The organism is Flavobacterium sasangense DSM 21067 (assembly GCF_000686885.1).
Lineage (GTDB): Bacteria > Bacteroidota > Bacteroidia > Flavobacteriales > Flavobacteriaceae > Flavobacterium > Flavobacterium sasangense.
Genome location: NZ_JMLU01000003.1, coordinates 102,221 through 119,889 on the forward strand (window position 1 = coordinate 102,221; position 17,669 = coordinate 119,889).

Below are 17,669 nucleotides of genomic sequence, written 5' to 3' on the forward strand. Positions count from 1 at the left end.
TCCATTTTACATCAAAACACATAGCCTTTGTGAACTATGTAAAGTGAAACACCTAAAACTATACCCAATCCAAATCTAATATGTCTATGTGTTTAAAAAAAACTCCATGATACTGTAACATTTTACTCTTACTTTAGTCTTATAGTCATGATAGGATTATTTAAAGAAAATACAAAAATTGCGCTTGATTCCATTAAAGGTCAGGCTTTGCGTACTTCGCTAACGGTTATGATTATTGCAATTGGAATTATGGCTTTAGTTGGAATTCTAACGGTAGTTTCGGCTCTAGAAAATACGATTTTGAAAGATTTTGCGTCTATGGGAGCGAATACTTTTTCTATTAGTCAATATGATTTTTCATCTGAAATTAATCAAAACGATACCGAACAACGTGTGAATCCTATCATTAGTTATCCAGAAGCCAAGGCTTTTCAAGACAAATATAATTTTCCGTTTACTACCACTTCGTTATCATTTACAGCAGGCTCGGCTGTTGAAGTAAAATATGGAGAAAAAAAGACCGATCCAGAAATTTCTATTGTTGGTGTTGATGAAAATTTTTGTCCGAATAAAGGATTAGAAGTGGTAAAAGGTAGAAATTTTAATTCTTTCGATATATCCAACAACAATTACGTTTGTATTCTAGGTTCCGATTTTGAAAAAGGATTGTTTGAAAACATCAATCCGATTGATAAAACCATTTCGATTCGAGGAGCTAAATTCAAGGTGATTGGAGTTTTAAAAGAAAAAGGTTCTACGTTTGGAAACAGTCAGGATTTACGAGTTTTGATTCCAACTCAGGTTGCTCGTTCGTTATTTTCGGCTCCTAATATTAATTACGATTTAGATGTCATGGTTACCAATGAAGCGCTTTTAGATGAAGCGGTTGATGATGCGATAATTACAATGAGAAGAGTTCGAAAATTAAGTCCAGTTGAGAAAGACAACTTCGGAATTGAACGCAGCGATGACTTAATTCAAACGTTACTTTCAAATACAGCTGTTTTATCAATTTCTGCTTGGGTGATTGGAATTATTACAATTTTCGGTTCATCAATAGCTTTGATGAATATTATGTTAGTTTCCGTTACCGAAAGAACGCGTGAAATTGGAGTTCGAAAATCGCTTGGCGCAAAACGAAGTACGATTGCGTGGCAATTTTTTACCGAAACATTAATTATTGGGCAAATTGGTGGAATAGTTGGAATTATTTTAGGGATTTTAATTGGTTTTGGAATTGCATCTGCTATTGGATTTTCGTTCACAACTCCCTGGATGGCAATTTTTTGGGCATTTGTAGTAACATTTGCAGTAACTATTCTTTCCGGATTAATTCCTGCCATAAAAGCTTCGAAGTTAGATCCTGTGGAAGCGTTACGATATGAGTAATTAGTTAAAAATCACTTTTTACTTTTCACATCTTATCATTCGATCGTTACCATACATATCTTTTTTCAATTCGATATTTTTGAAACCTAAATTTTTAAGTAATCCAAATGTTTCTTTTCCTAAATATTGATTGATTTCGAAGAATAACAATCCGTTTGGCGACAAGTTTTTCAAAGCCAATTGCGCAATTTTTCTATAAAAAAGCAAAGCATCTGTATCTTCAACAAACAAAGCTAAATGGGGTTCGTAGTCTAAGACATTTTTCTTGATTTCTTGTTTTTCTAAATTGCGAACATAAGGCGGATTTGACACGATAATATCAAAATGTTGATTTAAATCTTCCACTTCTAATATGTCAGCTTGAATAAAACTAATATCAACTTTATTTGAAACCGCATTTCTTTTAGCCACTTCTAATGCTTTTTCGGAAACATCAATCGCTGAAACGTTTGCTTGTGGTAAATTTAATTTTAATGAAATAGGAATACAACCTGTTCCTGTTCCAATATCCAAAATCTCTAACTTTTGACTTTGAACTTTTGACTTTTGACTTTCAATTATCCATTCTACCAATTCTTCTGTTTCTGGCCTTGGAATTAAAGTATTTTCATTGACTTCAAATCGCAATCCGTAAAACCAAGCTTCACCTGTGATATACTGAATGGGTTTTTCTTGTTGTAAATCCGCTAAAATTGTATTCCACTTTTCAACTTCTGCATCTGAAAGTTCAAAATTCGGATTCAAAGCTACATCTACTCGCTTTAAATTGTGCAAATATTCAGTTAGGATGAAAAAGAAACTTTCGATTTCTTGTTCGTCTTGAATACCTTGTAACGAATCAAAAAAGTGGTTTTTGTATTGTTTTAAAAGCATAATTTTATCCTAATTTCTTCGTCATCCAAACTTCACAACTGTTATGACCGGTATTTCCCATGGGACCATCGATATTTTCAAAACCTATTCGTTTGTAAAGCTTTTGAGCCGTTGTCATGAAAGATAAAGTTTCTAAATAACAGATTTCAAATCCTTGAGATTTGGCAAATTCCAAACATTTTTCAATGATTTTCTCGGCATAACCCGTTCCTCTGATTTCAGGAGCAAAGTACATTTTTTGCAATTCACATACAGATGCATCTGCATTTTCTAGAGGTGCAACTCCGCAACCTCCAACAACTTTTCCATCTTTTTCTACAACATAATAGATAGAACGTGGTGCTTGATATACTTCGTATAACGTATCTAAAATGGGATCCGCATAAGCTGTTCCTACTTTTGGTGCATCTAATTCATGAAAAATATCACGAATTACTTTAGCAATCGACTCATTATCTTTTTGTTGTATTTCTCTAATTAACATAGCATTTTTATTGTTGGGTAAAATTACATAAATTAACTTGAGATTGTTTTAAACATATAAGTCATTTAAGTTTTTTTTTACATTTTGGAAAGATTTAAAAAGCTCACAAAAGAAAATTAAAAGCTTATACAAACTTGTTAATTAACTTCTTAAACATTTTCAAACTTATATGACTTATATGTTTATTTTTTACTCTTAAAAATACTACTTTTGTATTATGACGACGCACGAATTTTACATGAAACGCTGTATTGAACTCGCCAAAAATGGTTTGGGAACGACGTATCCGAATCCGTTGGTAGGAAGTGTGATTGTGCATGACGGTAAGATTATTGGCGAAGGTTGGCACAAAAAAGCAGGCGAACCTCATGCGGAAGTCAATGCAGTGAATTCGGTAAAAAACAAATCGTTGTTGAAAGAAGCTACTATTTACGTGAGTTTAGAACCGTGTAGTCACTTCGGAAAAACGCCTCCGTGTTGCGATTTAATTATTGCGAATGAAATTCCGAATGTAGTTGTTGGAACCGTTGACCCTTTTGCAAAAGTGGCTGGAAATGGCATCAAAAAACTAGTTGAAAGTGGCAAAAATGTAACCGTTGGTATTTTAGAAGACGAATGCAACGAACTCAACAAACGCTTTTTTACCTTTCATCAAAAACAAAGACCTTATATTATTTTGAAATGGGCGGAAACAGCTGATGGCTTTATTGCTCCAATTTCAAAAGAAGAAAAAAGTCCTGTTTGGATTACAAATCAATACTCAAGACAATTGGTTCACAAATGGCGTACGGAAGAACAAGCGATTTTAGTTGGAACGAATACCGTTTTAGACGATAATCCGAAATTAGATGCCCGAGATTTTTCAGGAAATAATCCAGTTCGAATTGTGTTGGATAAATCAGGAAAAATTTCTGAAAACTATCACGTTAAAAATAATTCCCAAAAAACAATTTTTATTACGGAAAGCGAAAATTTCATTTCAACTGAAAATTGTATCTATGAAAATGCTATCTTTGATATTCACCTAATTTCTTCAATTTGCGATATTTTGTATAAAAACGACATACAATCCGTTATAATTGAAGGAGGAAGTAAAACGCTGCAATCCTTTATAGATGCGAATTTATGGGATGAAGCACGTGTTTTCAAAGGAGACACAACATTTCAAAACGGCATATTAGCCCCAAATATTTCCGGAAATCCGGTTGCTGGTTTTGACATAATGAATGATGAACTTAAAATTTTCAAGAATTATGATTGAAGCAATTATTTTTGATTTTGGCGATGTATTTATCGATTTGAACAAACAAGCAATTGATTCTGAATTTAGAAAACTAGGCTTAACCGCTTGGCATGATGATTTAGACACTTTGAATAAAAAGTACGAAATTGGAAAAATTGACGAACTTGAATTCATACAAGGTTTTCAAAAACATCTACCAAATGCTGATTTAACAGAAATTAGAGCCGCTTGGAATTCTATTTTAGGTGATTTTCCACTAAAACGTTTGGAGTTTTTGCAAATGATTGCTTCTAAATATCGCTTGTTTCTTTTAAGCAATACCGATCATACTCACATTGAGAAATTTGAACATAAAGAAGGACAAACGTTTGCTCGCGATTTTTATAGTTGTTTTGAAAAAGTTTACTTTTCATACGAAATTGGAATTCGCAAACCAGATGAAAATGCGTTTCGATATATTATTAACAACCATAATTTAAACCCAAAAAAAACATTATTCATCGACGACAAAAAAGAAAATACAGATGTTGCTGAAAAATTAGGGTTTAAGATTTGGAACATTCAACCCGGAGTTGAAGATGTCACCCAACTATTCGATAAAAAAATAATTTAAACCATTGTGATTTATTTACTACTTAGCATTTTATTTAACGCTGTACTATTTGTTATTATTAAGTTATTCGCCAAATTCAATATTGATGCCTTACAAGCTTTAGTAGTAAATTATTTTGTTGCGTTTTTGGTTGGACTTTTCTTTTTAGATTCGAGTATTGTTCCAACAGAAATTATTACCGAAGATTGGTTTAAAGGAAGTATTCTTTTGGGCTTTGTTTTCATATCTACCTTTTACGCTACTACGCTAACTTCGCAACGAAATGGACTATCGGTAGCTTCGGTGGCTTCTAAAATGTCGGTTATAATTCCTATTACATTAGGTGTTATTTTATACAACGAACAACTTGGCTTTATTAAAATTATTGGAATTCTATTAGCCTTAGTGGCAGTATATTTTACTTCAAAAAAAGAAACTGGAGAAGTACAACAAGCTTCCAACCTGCTCTATCCTATTCTAGTATTTATTGGTGCTGGAACTATTGATGCGAGTTTAAAATACTTACAAACATTTCATGTTCCTTCAAATAAAATTGGTTTGTTTTCGTCTGTTACTTTTTTCTGCGCTTTTAGTGTGGGAATTCTGACTATTCTATTTTTAACTTTTAGAGGAAAAATCCAATTTTCGGGAAGAAATATTTTAGGAGGAATTGTTTTGGGCTTACCCAATTATTTTTCATTGTACTTTTTAGTCAAAATGTTAGAAGCAAAAGCGTTTGAAAGCGCTACTTTATTTACGATTCACAATATTGCTATCGTAATTGTTTCTACCTTTGCAGGGATCCTTTTCTTTAAAGAAAGAATTTCAATGCGAAATGCTTTAGGAATTGGATTAGCTTTATTTGCCCTATTTTTAGTTACCTATTAAAATGGATTTTCCAGAAAAAGACACATATAAAACTATTGCAGCAGCTTCAGAAGAAGTGTTATACAAAGAAAAGAACAGCAAATTCTTTGGCTACGCTTTTCCTGTAACTACCGAAGAAGAAATCAAAGAAATTTTAGAGCGTTTACGAAAAGAACATTTTTCGGCTCGTCATTGGTGTTATGCGTATCAAATTGGTACAGAAAAAATTCAATATCGCGCTAACGATGACGGAGAACCGAATAATAGTGCCGGAATGCCTATTTACGGCCAAATTCAATCATTTGAAGTTACGAATGTATTAGTTGTAGTGGTTCGTTATTTTGGCGGTGTAAAACTAGGCGTTGGTGGATTAATTTCTGCTTACAAGATTGCTGCCCAAATGGCATTGGAAAATTCTGAAATTGTAGAGCGAACCATTGACAAACATTTTATTATTTCTTTTGGATATGCCAACATGAATAAAGTGATGCGCATCATCAAAGAGAAAAATCTGCAAATTATTTCTCAAAAAATGGAAATGGATTGCGAAATCGAAATCTCAATCCGAAAAAAAAATGTCCAAAATCTATTGGACACTTTTGAAAATTTATACGAAATAAAACTAACCGAAATTTAAACTTCCAGAAACGAATTTATCTTCTCCGAAACATAACTTGGAGGCAAAATTGGACGCCCCGTTTTCATGTCTACAAACACTAACATTGAGTAACCCGTTGTTAATAACTCATTTGCTTCATTATAGATTTCATAGTCAAATTCTATCTTTACAGAGGTCTGACTTTTTAATATTGTCTTAACAGTCAACAAGTCATCGTAACGAGCTGGTTTTTTGTAATTCATTGTCAATGAAACCACAGGAAGCATAACGCCGTTTTCTTCCATCCATTTGTACGAAACCCCTAAGTTTCTTAGCCATTCCACGCGTCCCATTTCAAAATACTGCGCGTAATTTCCGTGATAAACGACTCCCATTTGATCTGTTTCCGCATAACGCACACGAACTTGAAATTGATATTCTCTCATATTAAATCTATATTAAATTAACATTAAAAAAATTCCCTTAGGCCTACAATATTTTTTTTTAAAAATCAAGGGCAAAAAAATTTTTTTTACAGAATTTTGTTCACATATTTGCTAACCCAAATTATCCGAACAGAATACCCGTTCTGTTCACTTTTGTAACCTATACAAAACTAAAAATAAACTAGTAATAACTAATTGAATTTATGACAAAAACTGCGCAATCGGTATGGAACAACTGTCTGTCTTTCATAAAAGACAATATTCAAGATCAAGCTTACAAGACTTGGTTTGAACCTATTCAATCAGTTGAACTAAACGATAACGCGTTATCTATTCAAGTACCTAGTAAATTCTTCTACGAATGGTTAGAAGAACACTATGTAAAATTATTAAAAGTAGCCCTAACTAAAGAATTAGGACCAGGCGCAAAGTTATTGTATAAAATTAAGATGGAAAACACTTATGGCAATAAACTTCCATTTACTGAGCAAATTCCGAGTTATAACAGAACCGCGGTAAAACCTCAGGAAGTAGATGTGCCAATTGTTAACAAAAATCCTGAATTAAAAAACCCGTTCATCATTCCTGGAATTCGTAATTTAAAAATCGAATCGCAATTAAATGCTAATTATAGTTTTGACAATTTCCTAGAAGGAGATTCGAATCGTTTAGCAAGAAGTGCTGGTATGGCTGTTGCTAATAAACCAGGCGGAACTTCCTTCAACCCATTATTAATTTTTGGTGGAGTTGGATTAGGAAAAACGCACTTAGCTCACGCTATTGGGGTTGAAATCAAAGATAAATATCCAGAAAAAACCGTGTTGTATATTTCGGCTGAAATATTTACACAACAATATATTGATTCGGTTAAGAAAAACACTCGTAACGATTTTATTCATTTTTATCAATTAATTGATGTTTTGATTATCGACGACGTTCAATTCTTATCGGGTAAATCAGGAACGCAAGATGTATTTTTCCACATCTTCAATCACTTACATCAAAACGGAAAACAAGTAATCCTAACTTCTGACAAAGCACCAGTTGACATGCAAGATATTGAGCAACGCTTACTATCTCGTTTCAAATGGGGATTATCAGCAGAATTACACCAACCAGACTACGAAACGCGTATTTCAATTTTGAAAAACATTTTATTCCGTGACGGAGTGGAAATGCCAGAAGAAATTATCGAATACGTTGCTAAGAATATCAAATCTAATGTTCGTGAACTAGAAGGTGCTATCATTTCTTTGATTGCTCAATCTTCTTTTAACAAACGTGAAGTTACTATTGATTTAGCTAAGCAAGTAGTTGAAAAATTCGTTAAAAACGTAAAACGTGAAATTTCAATTGATTATATCCAGAAAATTGTTTCGGATTATTTCCAATTGGATGTTGAAACGTTACAGTCAAAAACTAGAAAACGTCACGTGGTACAAGCCAGACAATTAGCGATGTTCTTTGCTAAGAAATTCACGAAAGCTTCTTTGGCTAACATTGGTTCGCAAATTGGAGACAGAGACCACGCAACGGTTCTTCACGCTTGTAAAACAGTTGATAACTTAGTTACTACTGATAAACAATTCCGTAAATTCGTTGACGATATCAACAAGAAGTTATCGCTATAATTCATGGCTACAAAAATCTTAATGGTTTGCTTAGGAAATATTTGCCGTTCTCCTTTGGCAGAAGGTATTATGCGCTCTAAACTTTCCGAAGATTTTACAGTAGATTCAGCAGGAACTGGAGGTTGGCACGCAGGGGAATTACCTGACAAACGTTCAATTGCTACTGCAAAAAATAGAGGTTTAGATATCACCAATCAAAGAGCAAGACAATTCAAAAAAAGTGATTTTGAGATTTTTGACCATATTTTTGTAATGGATAATTCTAATTACAAAGATGTTTTGGCTTTAGCCCCAAATGAAGAAGCAAAATCGAAAGTCAAACTGATTCTAAACGAAATTTTCCCAAATGAAAACGTTGATGTTCCCGACCCGTATTATGGCGGTCAAGAAGGATTTGAAAACGTTTTTGATATGTTAGACCAAGCTTGCGAGGAGATTGCAAGAAAACTTAAACAATAATATCATGAAATCAACTTCTTTAGGCAAACTGTATTTAATTCCTATTACACTTTCTAATCCTGGAGAAACTACTGTTGTTCCTGAAGATGTTTTGCCTCAAACCATAAAAAGAACTATTGATTTCGTTGATTATTATATTGTTGAAAACGAGAAAACCGCTCGAAAGTTCATCAAAAGCATTCATCCGGAGAAAAAACAACCCGATTTAAAGATTTCGGTTCTAAATAAACATACAGATTTTGCAGAACACAATGAATTCATCCAACCATTATTAAGAGGAGAAAACATTGGATTAATGAGTGAATCTGGTTGTCCTGGAGTGGCCGATCCTGGTGCTGTTATTGTGAAATTGGCACATGAAAAAGCAATTCAAGTAGTACCGTTAGTGGGACCAAGTTCTATTTTATTGGCGTTAATGGCGAGTGGTATGAACGGACAAAGTTTTGCTTTTAATGGCTATTTACCTATCGATAAAAACGATAAAAAACAAGCATTAAAAAATTTCGAACGTTTGTCGCAAGATAAAAATCAGTCGCAATTGTTTATTGAAACACCGTATCGAAACAATAAATTGATGGAAGATTTGTTGCAAATTTTACAACCCAACACACTTTTATGTGTAGCTTGCGATATTACGTTACCAACAGAGTTCATCAAAACAAAAACTGTGAATCAATGGAAAAAAGAAAAGGCCGATTTACATAATCGACCTTGTATTTTTATTATTCACAAAATGTAAATTAATCCAAATCTACTTTAGCATTTGCATTTGCTTCAATGTGCGAAATATCATAGTTTGAAAATTTTCTAATGTAACTCGAAAGCGAAGTTCCAAAACCATCTTTAAAACCGTTACGACCATTACTTCTTAGATATTTTTTAACTGAACCAGCACCACCTAAATGAGCTGCCGCAATTAAACCTGATTCTGTAATTTCTACACCATTGATTACTCTACCAGAATATTTTTGAATTTCTTTACGTAATTCCCACTTGTTTCTAGCGATTAAAGCTTTGAAAGCTTCATCTTGCCATTCAGCGTTACGTAAAAATTCTTGAAAATCATAAATACCCACAGTGCGTAGTGTACTTCTCCCGAATTGGTACTTACCCATGTATCCGTATGGATTCACTAAATGCAACATACCTCTTGACTCTTTGTAAGCCATTTTTTGAGCAAAACCAGAAAATGATTTACCAACATTTGGTACTTTAACTGGAATAATTACTTCTTCGTTCTCATATTCATTTGGAACATGGTACTTAATACCCTCATAGTTCGACAAATGAAACCCTTCTAACTTTTCTTTCTTAAAGGTTATAAAACCAGAAGAAACGATTAATACTAGGAGTGTCAATCCTGTAAAATACGACCTTTTTTTTATCATGAATTGTTATTTCTCAGCGTCTGTCACCCATCTGAAATTACCAGTGCAAATATACAAAAAAAATTATAATATTGATTTACAGCATGTTAATCTTTTCTAAAAGTAGATGAAATGTGCTTTAAGTCCGTTATACTCATCGTATTGCAAAGTTGGTGCAGGAATTTTAATCGTGTTAAAAACCGAGAAAAGCGTCTTTAAAAAATGAGATTTTGTAGTAATTTTCGTTAAGTCCACATCCAAACTGAGATAAAATTGACGATATGGATTTTGAAATATTCCATTTTCGATTGCTTCGGTATCATTTCCGTAAAGCATTCCTTCTCCGCCATAGCCAATTGCGACGTTTAACCATTTTGGCGTAAAGCTATCTTTCGTGAACGAATGAACGTTAAACGACAACCAGTACGTTTGACCGTTATAATCTTTCAAAATTTGTTCGTTTAGAGAAGCGCCTAAAGTTTCTGGACGTTGCGATGCGAATTTGGTTTGATGAAATGAAAATTTAGGTATGATACGTTGTTCTTTCCAAAGTAATTCTTGCGACACATAAAGCGCTGTTCCTGAAACATTTGCAATTATATCGCCAGAAGATGCTCCCCATTCTTGTGAAAAACCATCAAAAACCTCAACTACCGTTAAAAATCCTAATCCAAGAGTAGATCCATAAATTAATTGTTCTTTTTTTGAAGCGCCACTCCATTGCAACATTTCGGCACCTACTCTTCCTAAATGATAGGTTGAATACATATGCCCTAATTTATCCATTTGCAACCACTGATTGTTATCGTTGATGAAATGGAAACTCGATTTTGGATAGTCTTTGTACCAAAGTTGATTTAAACCAATTAAAGTAGCACCTAAAGCCACTGATTCACCCACATAAACACCCGTTCTTCTCGGTTTATTTAATGTATCCGATGGTTTTAAGAAAGTATTGATACTTGATTGCGCCTGAGAAAAAATAGACACAAACAAAAAAATGAATAGCCAACTAGCCCTGATTGTAGTGGAAATCCTTTTATAAAACCCTAAAGTTTTATAAAAGATTGCAACGGAAAGCAGGAATATGGAAACCAAGAGAGCCCAAGCCATTCGCTTCTAAAAATTAACGATCAATTCCTAACTTCGTTACCCAATCTGCATATTTTTTAGCATTCACTTGGTGTGCTTCGTAGCTTGATGCAAAAGCGTGATATCCTGGTTTGTCTGGATTGGCGCAGAAATAAATATAATCGTGCTTTTCAGCATTTAAAACCGCATCGATAGCCGAAACATCTGGCATAGCAATTGGTCCAGGAGGCAAACCTTTGTTGATATAAGTATTATAAGGAGAATTAATTCGTAAATCGTTAAAGAAAACTCGTTTGATTTCTTGATCAAAATCGCCCGAACGTTTTTTAATTGCAAAGATTACGGTTGGGTCAGCCTGAAGTGGCATATCTTGTTTCAAACGATTTAAGTAAACACCAGCTACTGTTGGTCTTTCATCTACTTTAGCTGTTTCTTTATGTACAATAGACGCTAAGGTATACACTTGAATTGGAGTTAATCCTAACGCTTTAGCTTTTTCTGAACGCTCATTATTCCAGAAAATACGGTATTCTTTTGCTAATTTTTGAGCAATTTTGTCCGCTGGTGTATTCCAATAGAACTCGTATGTATTTGGAATAAAAAGTGCCAAGATAGTTTCTTCTGTTAATCCGTTTTCTTCTAAAAATGGCGTATTAGTAAACGCTACTTCTAATTTTAAACTATCCGGTTCTAATTGAGTTGCTAAACGTTGCACTAACTTTCCTAATGTTTCTTGATTGTTAAACGCAACCTTCACGGGAACATTTAAACGCAAACTTCTTACCATATCAAAACTCGTCATGTCCTTTTTGAAAAGAAATTTTCCGGCTTTTACATTAGTACTATAATTTCTTGATGTAGCTACGAAATCAAATTTTTCAAAATCTTTCACAAGCGGTTTTACAATTTCGACTACTTGTTCATAAGTTGAATTCGAAGGAATGTAAACATAAACTTCGTCTTGTGAAAATTGAGTATTAGGTGTAAAAGCTTTGAAATAGACATAAACACCAACTGCAGTTGCAACTACGATTCCGGCAACAGCGATTATTGAAATTAGTTTTTTTACGTTCAAGGGGTTGTTATTTAAATGTGATTGATTAATTGATACAACATTTCGTCTTCGTATTGATTGTTGATTTTATTCCAATCTTTTTTTACTCCGATTTTTTGAAAGCCAAATTTAGTAAAAAGGGAAATACTAATTTCATTTTTTGAACCAATATTTGCATATAATTGATGCAATTGCAATTGATTGAAAGCGTAATTGATAACAAGCTTCAATGCTTCAGAACCTATTCCTGAATTTCTGTTGTTTTCTGATGAAATTACAATCCCAACACCTGCTCTATTATTCTTAGGATCAAAATCAAATAAATCAATTAATCCTACTGCCTCGAATGTATCATTTAAGCAAATAGCTAATCGCAACTGTTTGGCTTCATAAATATCTTGATGCGCATTTTCTAAATACTGTCGAATTAAAAAACGACTGTAAGGTGTTTGCGTGTTACTAACTTCCCAAACCGATTCGTTGTTTTCTATTTTGTAGATAAACTCTAAATCTTCGGGTTCTAGTGCGCGGAGATAGATGCTAATTCCTTTTAATGTTATCATTTACAAGTTCAATTACAAGTTCAAAAATCTAATTCAACCTTCCCTTCAAAAACAAATGTCGCTGGTCCGATTAAGAAAACGTTGGTGTATTTTCCGTTATCTACATCAAATTGTACTTTTAATTTTCCGCCTTCTACGTTTAAATCTATGATATTGTTGTTTGTTTTACCTGTTTGATGCATAGCAATAGCAACAGCTGTTACTCCTGTTCCACAAGACAAAGTTTCATCTTCAACGCCGCGCTCATACGTACGAACTGCAAAAATGTCATTCGTTAATTGATATACAAAATTGACATTACTTCCTGCTTTTCCATACAAATCAGAATAACGGATTTTAGCACCTTCCGTCTTAATATCTAATTCTACTAAATTATCTACCAATTGCACATGATGAGGAGAACCCGTATTTAAAAAAGTGTAATCTTCATGTTGATTAACTGTATCAACATCTTTCATTTGAAGCGCTACTATTCCTTCGTTATCAACGGTTGCGTAATGATAACCATCAACCGCTTCAAACTCGGCTTTATTTTCGATAACGCCCATTTGTTTGGCAAAAGCTACTAAACATCTTCCGCCATTTCCACACATCGAACTTTCGTTACCATCGGAATTATAGTAGATCATTTTAAAATCATATTGGGGATGACTTTCCAATAGTATCAGACCGTCAGCACCTATACCAAATCTTCTGTCGCACAATTGCTCTATGAGTTTGGTGTTATTTTTCGGAAAAAATTCTGTTCGATTGTCAACCATAACAAAATCGTTTCCTGTTCCTTGATATTTATAAAATGTAAGTTGCATTGTGTAATTAATTTATACAAAAGTACGAATTATTAATAAGATGTTAAACATTGTTAATCGAGCGTTAAAGTGATTTTTTGGAATATTTTTTGTTATAATTTTGAATGAACAAAAATTATAAAAAGATGAAAAAATTTGGAAGTTTATTCGCGGTTTCTTTATTAAGTGGTGCCGTAACATTAGGTGCTTACAAATTCTTTTTAGAACCGAATAATGCAAGTAAAATTACCCTTGCATCACCTAATTATGCTAAAAATGTAAATTTAGGAGCAGAAAATATTGATTTTACAGCTGCTGCCGAAAACACGGTTCATGCCGTAGTTCACGTTAAAAACGTGAGCGTTTCTAAAGTTCCTAGCAATCCATTAATGGAGTTTTTCTATGGTTATCAAGGACAAAGAGAACAAACGCAAATTGGAACAGGTTCTGGAGTTATCATTACCGAAGATGGTTACATTGTAACGAACAATCACGTTATTCAAGATGCTACTGAGTTAGAAGTTACACTTAACAATAATAAATCATACAAAGCCAAATTGGTTGGAACCGATTCTAAAATGGATGTCGCACTTTTAAAAGTAGAAGCCGATGAAAAATTACCTTATGTAGTTTTTGGAGATTCTGATGCGATTAAAGTTGGTGAATGGGTTTTGGCGGTTGGAAATCCATATAACTTGAATTCAACTGTTACTGCTGGAATTGTTTCAGCAAAAGCTAGAAATTTATCTAACAACGGTATTCAATCTTTCATTCAAACCGATGCAGCGGTGAATCCTGGAAACAGTGGTGGTGCCTTGGTAAACACTCGTGGAGAATTAGTCGGAATTAACACCATGATTTCTTCTCCAACAGGAAGTTATGCTGGTTATTCGTTTGCCGTTCCTTCTAATTTGACTCGAAAAATTATTGAAGATTTAATGCAATTTGGAAATGTTCAAAGAGGTGTTTTAGGTGTTGAAGGTGGCGAATTGAATTCGAACTACGCAAAAGAATTAGGAATTAAAGAAACACAAGGTTTCTACATTAATAAGGTAACTAAAAATTCAGGCGCTGAAAAAGCTGGATTGACTAAAGGTGATATTATTGTACAATTAGACGATAAAAAAATCAATGGTTTTGCCGAATTATCAGCTTACATCAATACAAAACGTCCGAACGATGTTATTCAAGTAAGTGTTTTACGCGATGGAAAACAAAGAACACTTCCTGTTAAGTTGACCAAAAAAGAAATTCTGAATTACGAATTCAACGGAATTGAATTTGAAGATTTAGATGCTGCCGACAAAAAACAATTCAATGTAAAAGAAGGTATTAAGATTAAAAAAGTGAACAATCCTGAATTTACTGAATACAATGATATTTTAGATGGCGCTTTAATTATTAGTATTGATGGAATGAAAGCAAAAGACATGGAAACAGTTTCCAGCTATTTGGCTAAGAAAGAAAATCAAAAAGCACGATACCAAATTATCTCCAGAAACGGTCAAATGTATAGCATTATCATGTAAAACAACCCAAACCGATAAGTTTTAAAACCAGACAAAAATAATGTCTGGTTTTTTTATTAAAAAAATTTTACGAAAACGATTGAAATCTATACTTTTGCACCACAAAACAACACATTTATTTTCATGAGCAATATCTCTTTATACGAAAAAGAATTAGCTTTTCAGGCAGACAGAAGAAAAGCTGGTGTAGAATTCATTAAAATCATTAGTGATTTATGGTATGATAAATCAATCGAATTGGTTTTATTCCGCAATCAATTAATCGACAAAAACGTTAGCGAAATCATCAACTTACATGAGTATGCTGGTGCTTTCGTTGGAAAACCAATCAACGTTTTTGATTCAGTTGAAATTGCAAGCGCCATTGTTGATTTAGATTTACCACCATCAAGAATTGATATTGGAAAATTAACTTACGAATATCATTTAGAAGACGACAAATACAACGATGCTAAAGCATTTGTTATCGACAAATTAAAGAATGCTAAAAATTTCCAAGAAATTAAACCAAAAGATGTCGTTTTATACGGATTTGGTAGAATTGGTCGTTTATTAGCTCGTGAAATGATGTCTAAAATTGGAAAAGGACAACAATTACGATTAAGAGCGATTGTAACTAGAGATAAAAATGACGCTGTTTTATTAGAGAAAAGAGCTTCTTTATTACGTTACGATTCAGTTCATGGTGACTTTCATGGTTCTGTTATTGCAGATCCAGAAAACAATGCTTTATTGATTAACGGAACAACGGTTCACATCATTACAGCTAATTCTCCAGAAGAAATTGATTATACTGCTTACGGAATTGAAGATGCATTAGTTATCGACAACACAGGAGCTTTCACAACTGAAGAAGCTTTAAAACGCCATTTATCTTCTAAAGGAGCTGATAAAGTTTTATTAACAGCTCCAGGAAAAGGAGTTCCAAATATCGTTTACGGCGTAAATCATGAAGATTACAACCCAGACGAAGTGAATATTTTCTCAGCAGCTTCTTGTACGACTAATGCCATTACTCCAGTTTTAAAAGCAGTTGAAGATACTTTAGGAGTTGTAAAAGGACACTTAGAAACGATTCACGCCTATACGAATGACCAAAACTTAGTAGACAACATGCACAAAAAATACCGTAGAGGTCGTGCTGCTGCTTTAAACATGGTTATTACTGAAACAGGTGCTGGAAGTGCTGTTGCAAAAGCATTACCTGCATTAGCTGGAAAATTAACTTCAAATGCAATTCGTGTACCAGTTCCAAATGGTTCATTAGTCGTATTGAATTTAGAAGTTGGAAAAAACACTTCTATTGAAGAAGTAAACAACATTATGAAAAAATACGCTTTAGAAGGCGATCTTGTAGAGCAAATTAAATACTCTTTAAACAACGAATTAGTATCTTCGGATATCGTAGGAACTTCAGCTCCTGCTATTTTTGATAGTAACGCAACGATTGTTTCTGGAGACGGAAAAAACATTGTAATGTATGTTTGGTATGATAACGAATATGGTTACAGTCACCAAGTAATTCGTTTAGCGAAATACATTGCTAAAGTTAGAAGATACAGCTATTATTAGTAGATAGCAAAAATTTAAAAAGCTCTTAGTTTTCACTAAGAGCTTTTTTATTTATTCAGTAATCAAATTATTCTTTTGCTGATAAATAACGTTCTGCATCTAAAGCTGCCATACAACCTGTTCCAGCAGCCGTAATTGCTTGACGATATACATGATCTGCAGCATCACCTGCAACAAAAACACCTGCTACATTTGTTTTAGAACTTCCAGGTACATTTACGATGTAACCTGTTTCGTCTAACGTAATGTAATCCGCAAAAATATCTGTGTTTGGTTTGTGACCAATCGCTACGAAAAATCCAGTTGCTGGAATTTCTTTTGTTTCTCCTGTAGCTCTGTTTTTAACTTTAACTCCAGTAACTACTTGTCCGTCACCTAAAACTTCTTCTGTTTCAGTGTGCATTAAAATTTCGATGTTTTCTGTTTTTTGAACACGTTCTGCCATAATTTTAGAAGCTCTAAATTTATCGCTACGTACTAACATCGTTACTTTTTTACATAATTTAGATAAGTAATGTGCTTCTTCACAAGCGCTATCTCCTGCTCCAACGATTACCACTTCTTGATTTCTATAGAAAAATCCATCACATACCGCACAAGCTGAAACACCACCACCTAATTTTAAATAGTGTTGTTCCGATTCTAATCCTAAATATTTAGCAGAAGCTCCAGTAGAAATAATTACCGTTTCTGCGTGAATTTCAATCGTATCATTAATCCAAACTTTATGAATAGCTCCAGAGAAATCTACTTTTGTAGCCCAACCATCACGAATATCAGAACCAAAACGTTTTGCTTGCTCTTGCAACTGCACCATCATTTCAGGTCCGGTTACACCTTCTGGATATCCTGGAAAATTTTCTACTTCATTCGTTGTCGTTAACTGACCTCCTGGTTGTTGCCCTTGATATAAAACTGGATTCATATTCGCTCTAGCCGCATAAATTGCTGCAGTATAACCTGCTGGACCAGAACCTATAATTAAACATTTTACTTTTTCGATTGTATCTGACATAACTTTTAATCTTTTAAGAATAGCAAATGTAAGTTTTTAATTAAAATTATTTCTTAAAATTGAATTAGTTTTAACTATAAATCTATAGTTTTTTAAAATAAAAAAAC

The 17,669-nt window shown here is 33.5% G+C and carries 19 protein-coding genes; 10 read left to right on the forward strand and 9 right to left on the reverse strand.

Annotation, left to right across the window (positions count from 1 at the left end; translation table 11 throughout):
• Nucleotides 1-147: 147 nt before the first annotated feature.
• The gene (locus BP92_RS0103705) at nucleotides 148-1,389 is read left to right on the forward strand and encodes an ABC transporter permease (RefSeq protein ID WP_026724808.1); all 1,242 of its coding nucleotides are present in this window, start codon (nucleotides 148-150) and stop codon (nucleotides 1,387-1,389) included.
• Between the two features lie 18 nt (nucleotides 1,390-1,407).
• On the opposite strand, the gene prmC is transcribed toward BP92_RS0103705, so the two are convergent.
• Complete coding sequence (gene prmC, locus BP92_RS0103710) at nucleotides 1,408-2,262, reverse strand: peptide chain release factor N(5)-glutamine methyltransferase (RefSeq protein WP_026724809.1); 855 nt, start codon at nucleotides 2,260-2,262, stop codon at nucleotides 1,408-1,410.
• A 4-nt stretch (nucleotides 2,263-2,266) separates the two neighbouring features.
• Nucleotides 2,267-2,746, reverse strand: a complete 480-nt coding sequence (locus tag BP92_RS0103715; protein WP_026724810.1) for a GNAT family N-acetyltransferase — start codon at nucleotides 2,744-2,746, stop codon at nucleotides 2,267-2,269.
• A 217-nt stretch (nucleotides 2,747-2,963) separates the two neighbouring features.
• On the opposite strand from BP92_RS0103715, the gene ribD reads away from it, so the two are divergent.
• Genes ribD through BP92_RS0103735 form a run of 4 tightly spaced genes read left to right on the forward strand, consistent with a single transcriptional unit; the run spans nucleotide 2,964 to nucleotide 6,085 of the window.
• Nucleotides 2,964-4,007 carry a bifunctional diaminohydroxyphosphoribosylaminopyrimidine deaminase/5-amino-6-(5-phosphoribosylamino)uracil reductase RibD gene (gene ribD, locus BP92_RS0103720; RefSeq protein ID WP_026724811.1) on the forward strand — a complete coding sequence of 348 codons (1,044 nt, stop codon included), beginning with the start codon at nucleotides 2,964-2,966 and terminating at the stop codon, nucleotides 4,005-4,007.
• The gene (locus tag BP92_RS0103725; RefSeq protein WP_026724812.1) at nucleotides 4,000-4,602 is read left to right on the forward strand and encodes an HAD family hydrolase; all 603 of its coding nucleotides are present in this window, start codon (nucleotides 4,000-4,002) and stop codon (nucleotides 4,600-4,602) included. Before ribD ends, BP92_RS0103725 begins: the two co-directional genes overlap by 8 nt.
• Before the next feature lie 6 nt (nucleotides 4,603-4,608).
• Nucleotides 4,609-5,469, forward strand: coding sequence for a DMT family transporter (locus BP92_RS0103730; protein WP_026724813.1), 861 nt, complete (start codon nucleotides 4,609-4,611; stop codon nucleotides 5,467-5,469).
• 1 nt (nucleotide 5,470) lies between these two features.
• Nucleotides 5,471-6,085, forward strand: coding sequence for an IMPACT family protein (locus BP92_RS0103735; RefSeq protein WP_026724814.1), 615 nt, complete (start codon nucleotides 5,471-5,473; stop codon nucleotides 6,083-6,085).
• Here the strand turns inward: BP92_RS0103735 and BP92_RS0103740 are convergent.
• Nucleotides 6,082-6,492, reverse strand: coding sequence for an acyl-CoA thioesterase (locus BP92_RS0103740; protein ID WP_026724815.1), 411 nt, complete (start codon nucleotides 6,490-6,492; stop codon nucleotides 6,082-6,084). The genes BP92_RS0103735 and BP92_RS0103740 overlap by 4 nt on opposite strands.
• A 203-nt stretch (nucleotides 6,493-6,695) precedes the next feature.
• Here BP92_RS0103740 and dnaA point away from each other — a divergent pair, with 203 nt between their 5' ends.
• Genes dnaA through BP92_RS0103755 form a run of 3 tightly spaced genes read left to right on the forward strand, consistent with a single transcriptional unit; the run spans nucleotide 6,696 to nucleotide 9,321 of the window.
• The gene (dnaA, locus tag BP92_RS0103745; RefSeq protein WP_026724816.1) at nucleotides 6,696-8,123 is read left to right on the forward strand and encodes a chromosomal replication initiator protein DnaA; all 1,428 of its coding nucleotides are present in this window, start codon (nucleotides 6,696-6,698) and stop codon (nucleotides 8,121-8,123) included.
• A gap of 3 nt (nucleotides 8,124-8,126) precedes the next feature.
• Nucleotides 8,127-8,582 (forward strand): low molecular weight protein-tyrosine-phosphatase, encoded by a 456-nt coding sequence (locus BP92_RS0103750; protein ID WP_026724817.1) that lies wholly within the window; start codon nucleotides 8,127-8,129, stop codon nucleotides 8,580-8,582.
• Nucleotides 8,583-8,586: 4 nt separating this feature from the next.
• Nucleotides 8,587-9,321, forward strand: a complete 735-nt coding sequence (locus BP92_RS0103755) for an SAM-dependent methyltransferase (RefSeq protein WP_026724818.1) — start codon at nucleotides 8,587-8,589, stop codon at nucleotides 9,319-9,321.
• Between the two features lies 1 nt (nucleotide 9,322).
• On the opposite strand, the gene BP92_RS0103760 is transcribed toward BP92_RS0103755, so the two are convergent.
• The 5 genes from BP92_RS0103760 to dapF form a co-directional block, all read right to left on the reverse strand.
• Nucleotides 9,323-9,970, reverse strand: coding sequence for a peptidoglycan-binding protein LysM (locus BP92_RS0103760; protein ID WP_026724819.1), 648 nt, complete (start codon nucleotides 9,968-9,970; stop codon nucleotides 9,323-9,325).
• Between the two features lie 96 nt (nucleotides 9,971-10,066).
• A complete protein-coding gene (locus BP92_RS0103765) occupies nucleotides 10,067-10,939 on the reverse strand; it encodes a DUF2279 domain-containing protein (RefSeq protein ID WP_245598360.1) in 873 nt (290 codons plus the stop codon).
• 136 nt (nucleotides 10,940-11,075) lie between these two features.
• Nucleotides 11,076-12,116: an endolytic transglycosylase MltG gene (gene mltG, locus BP92_RS0103770; protein ID WP_026724821.1), complete on the reverse strand. Its 1,041-nt coding sequence runs from the start codon at nucleotides 12,114-12,116 to the stop codon at nucleotides 11,076-11,078.
• Between the two features lie 11 nt (nucleotides 12,117-12,127).
• On the reverse strand, nucleotides 12,128-12,658 hold the full coding sequence (locus BP92_RS0103775; RefSeq protein ID WP_026724822.1) for a GNAT family N-acetyltransferase: 531 nt from the start codon (nucleotides 12,656-12,658) through the stop codon (nucleotides 12,128-12,130).
• A 20-nt stretch (nucleotides 12,659-12,678) separates the two neighbouring features.
• Complete coding sequence (gene dapF / locus BP92_RS0103780; protein WP_026724823.1) at nucleotides 12,679-13,467, reverse strand: diaminopimelate epimerase; 789 nt, start codon at nucleotides 13,465-13,467, stop codon at nucleotides 12,679-12,681.
• 125 nt (nucleotides 13,468-13,592) lie between these two features.
• Here dapF and BP92_RS0103785 point away from each other — a divergent pair, with 125 nt between their 5' ends.
• Both BP92_RS0103785 and BP92_RS0103790 read left to right on the forward strand, forming a co-directional pair.
• Entirely contained in the window at nucleotides 13,593-14,975 is a 1,383-nt protein-coding gene (locus BP92_RS0103785) for a Do family serine endopeptidase (RefSeq protein ID WP_026724824.1), read from the forward strand.
• Nucleotides 14,976-15,098: 123 nt separating this feature from the next.
• Entirely contained in the window at nucleotides 15,099-16,547 is a 1,449-nt protein-coding gene (locus BP92_RS0103790) for a glyceraldehyde-3-phosphate dehydrogenase (protein WP_026724825.1), read from the forward strand.
• A gap of 67 nt (nucleotides 16,548-16,614) precedes the next feature.
• Here BP92_RS0103790 and trxB read toward each other — a convergent pair whose 3' ends face one another.
• A complete protein-coding gene (gene trxB / locus BP92_RS0103795) occupies nucleotides 16,615-17,562 on the reverse strand; it encodes a thioredoxin-disulfide reductase (RefSeq protein ID WP_026724826.1) in 948 nt (315 codons plus the stop codon).
• Nucleotides 17,563-17,669: the final 107 nt, after the last annotated feature.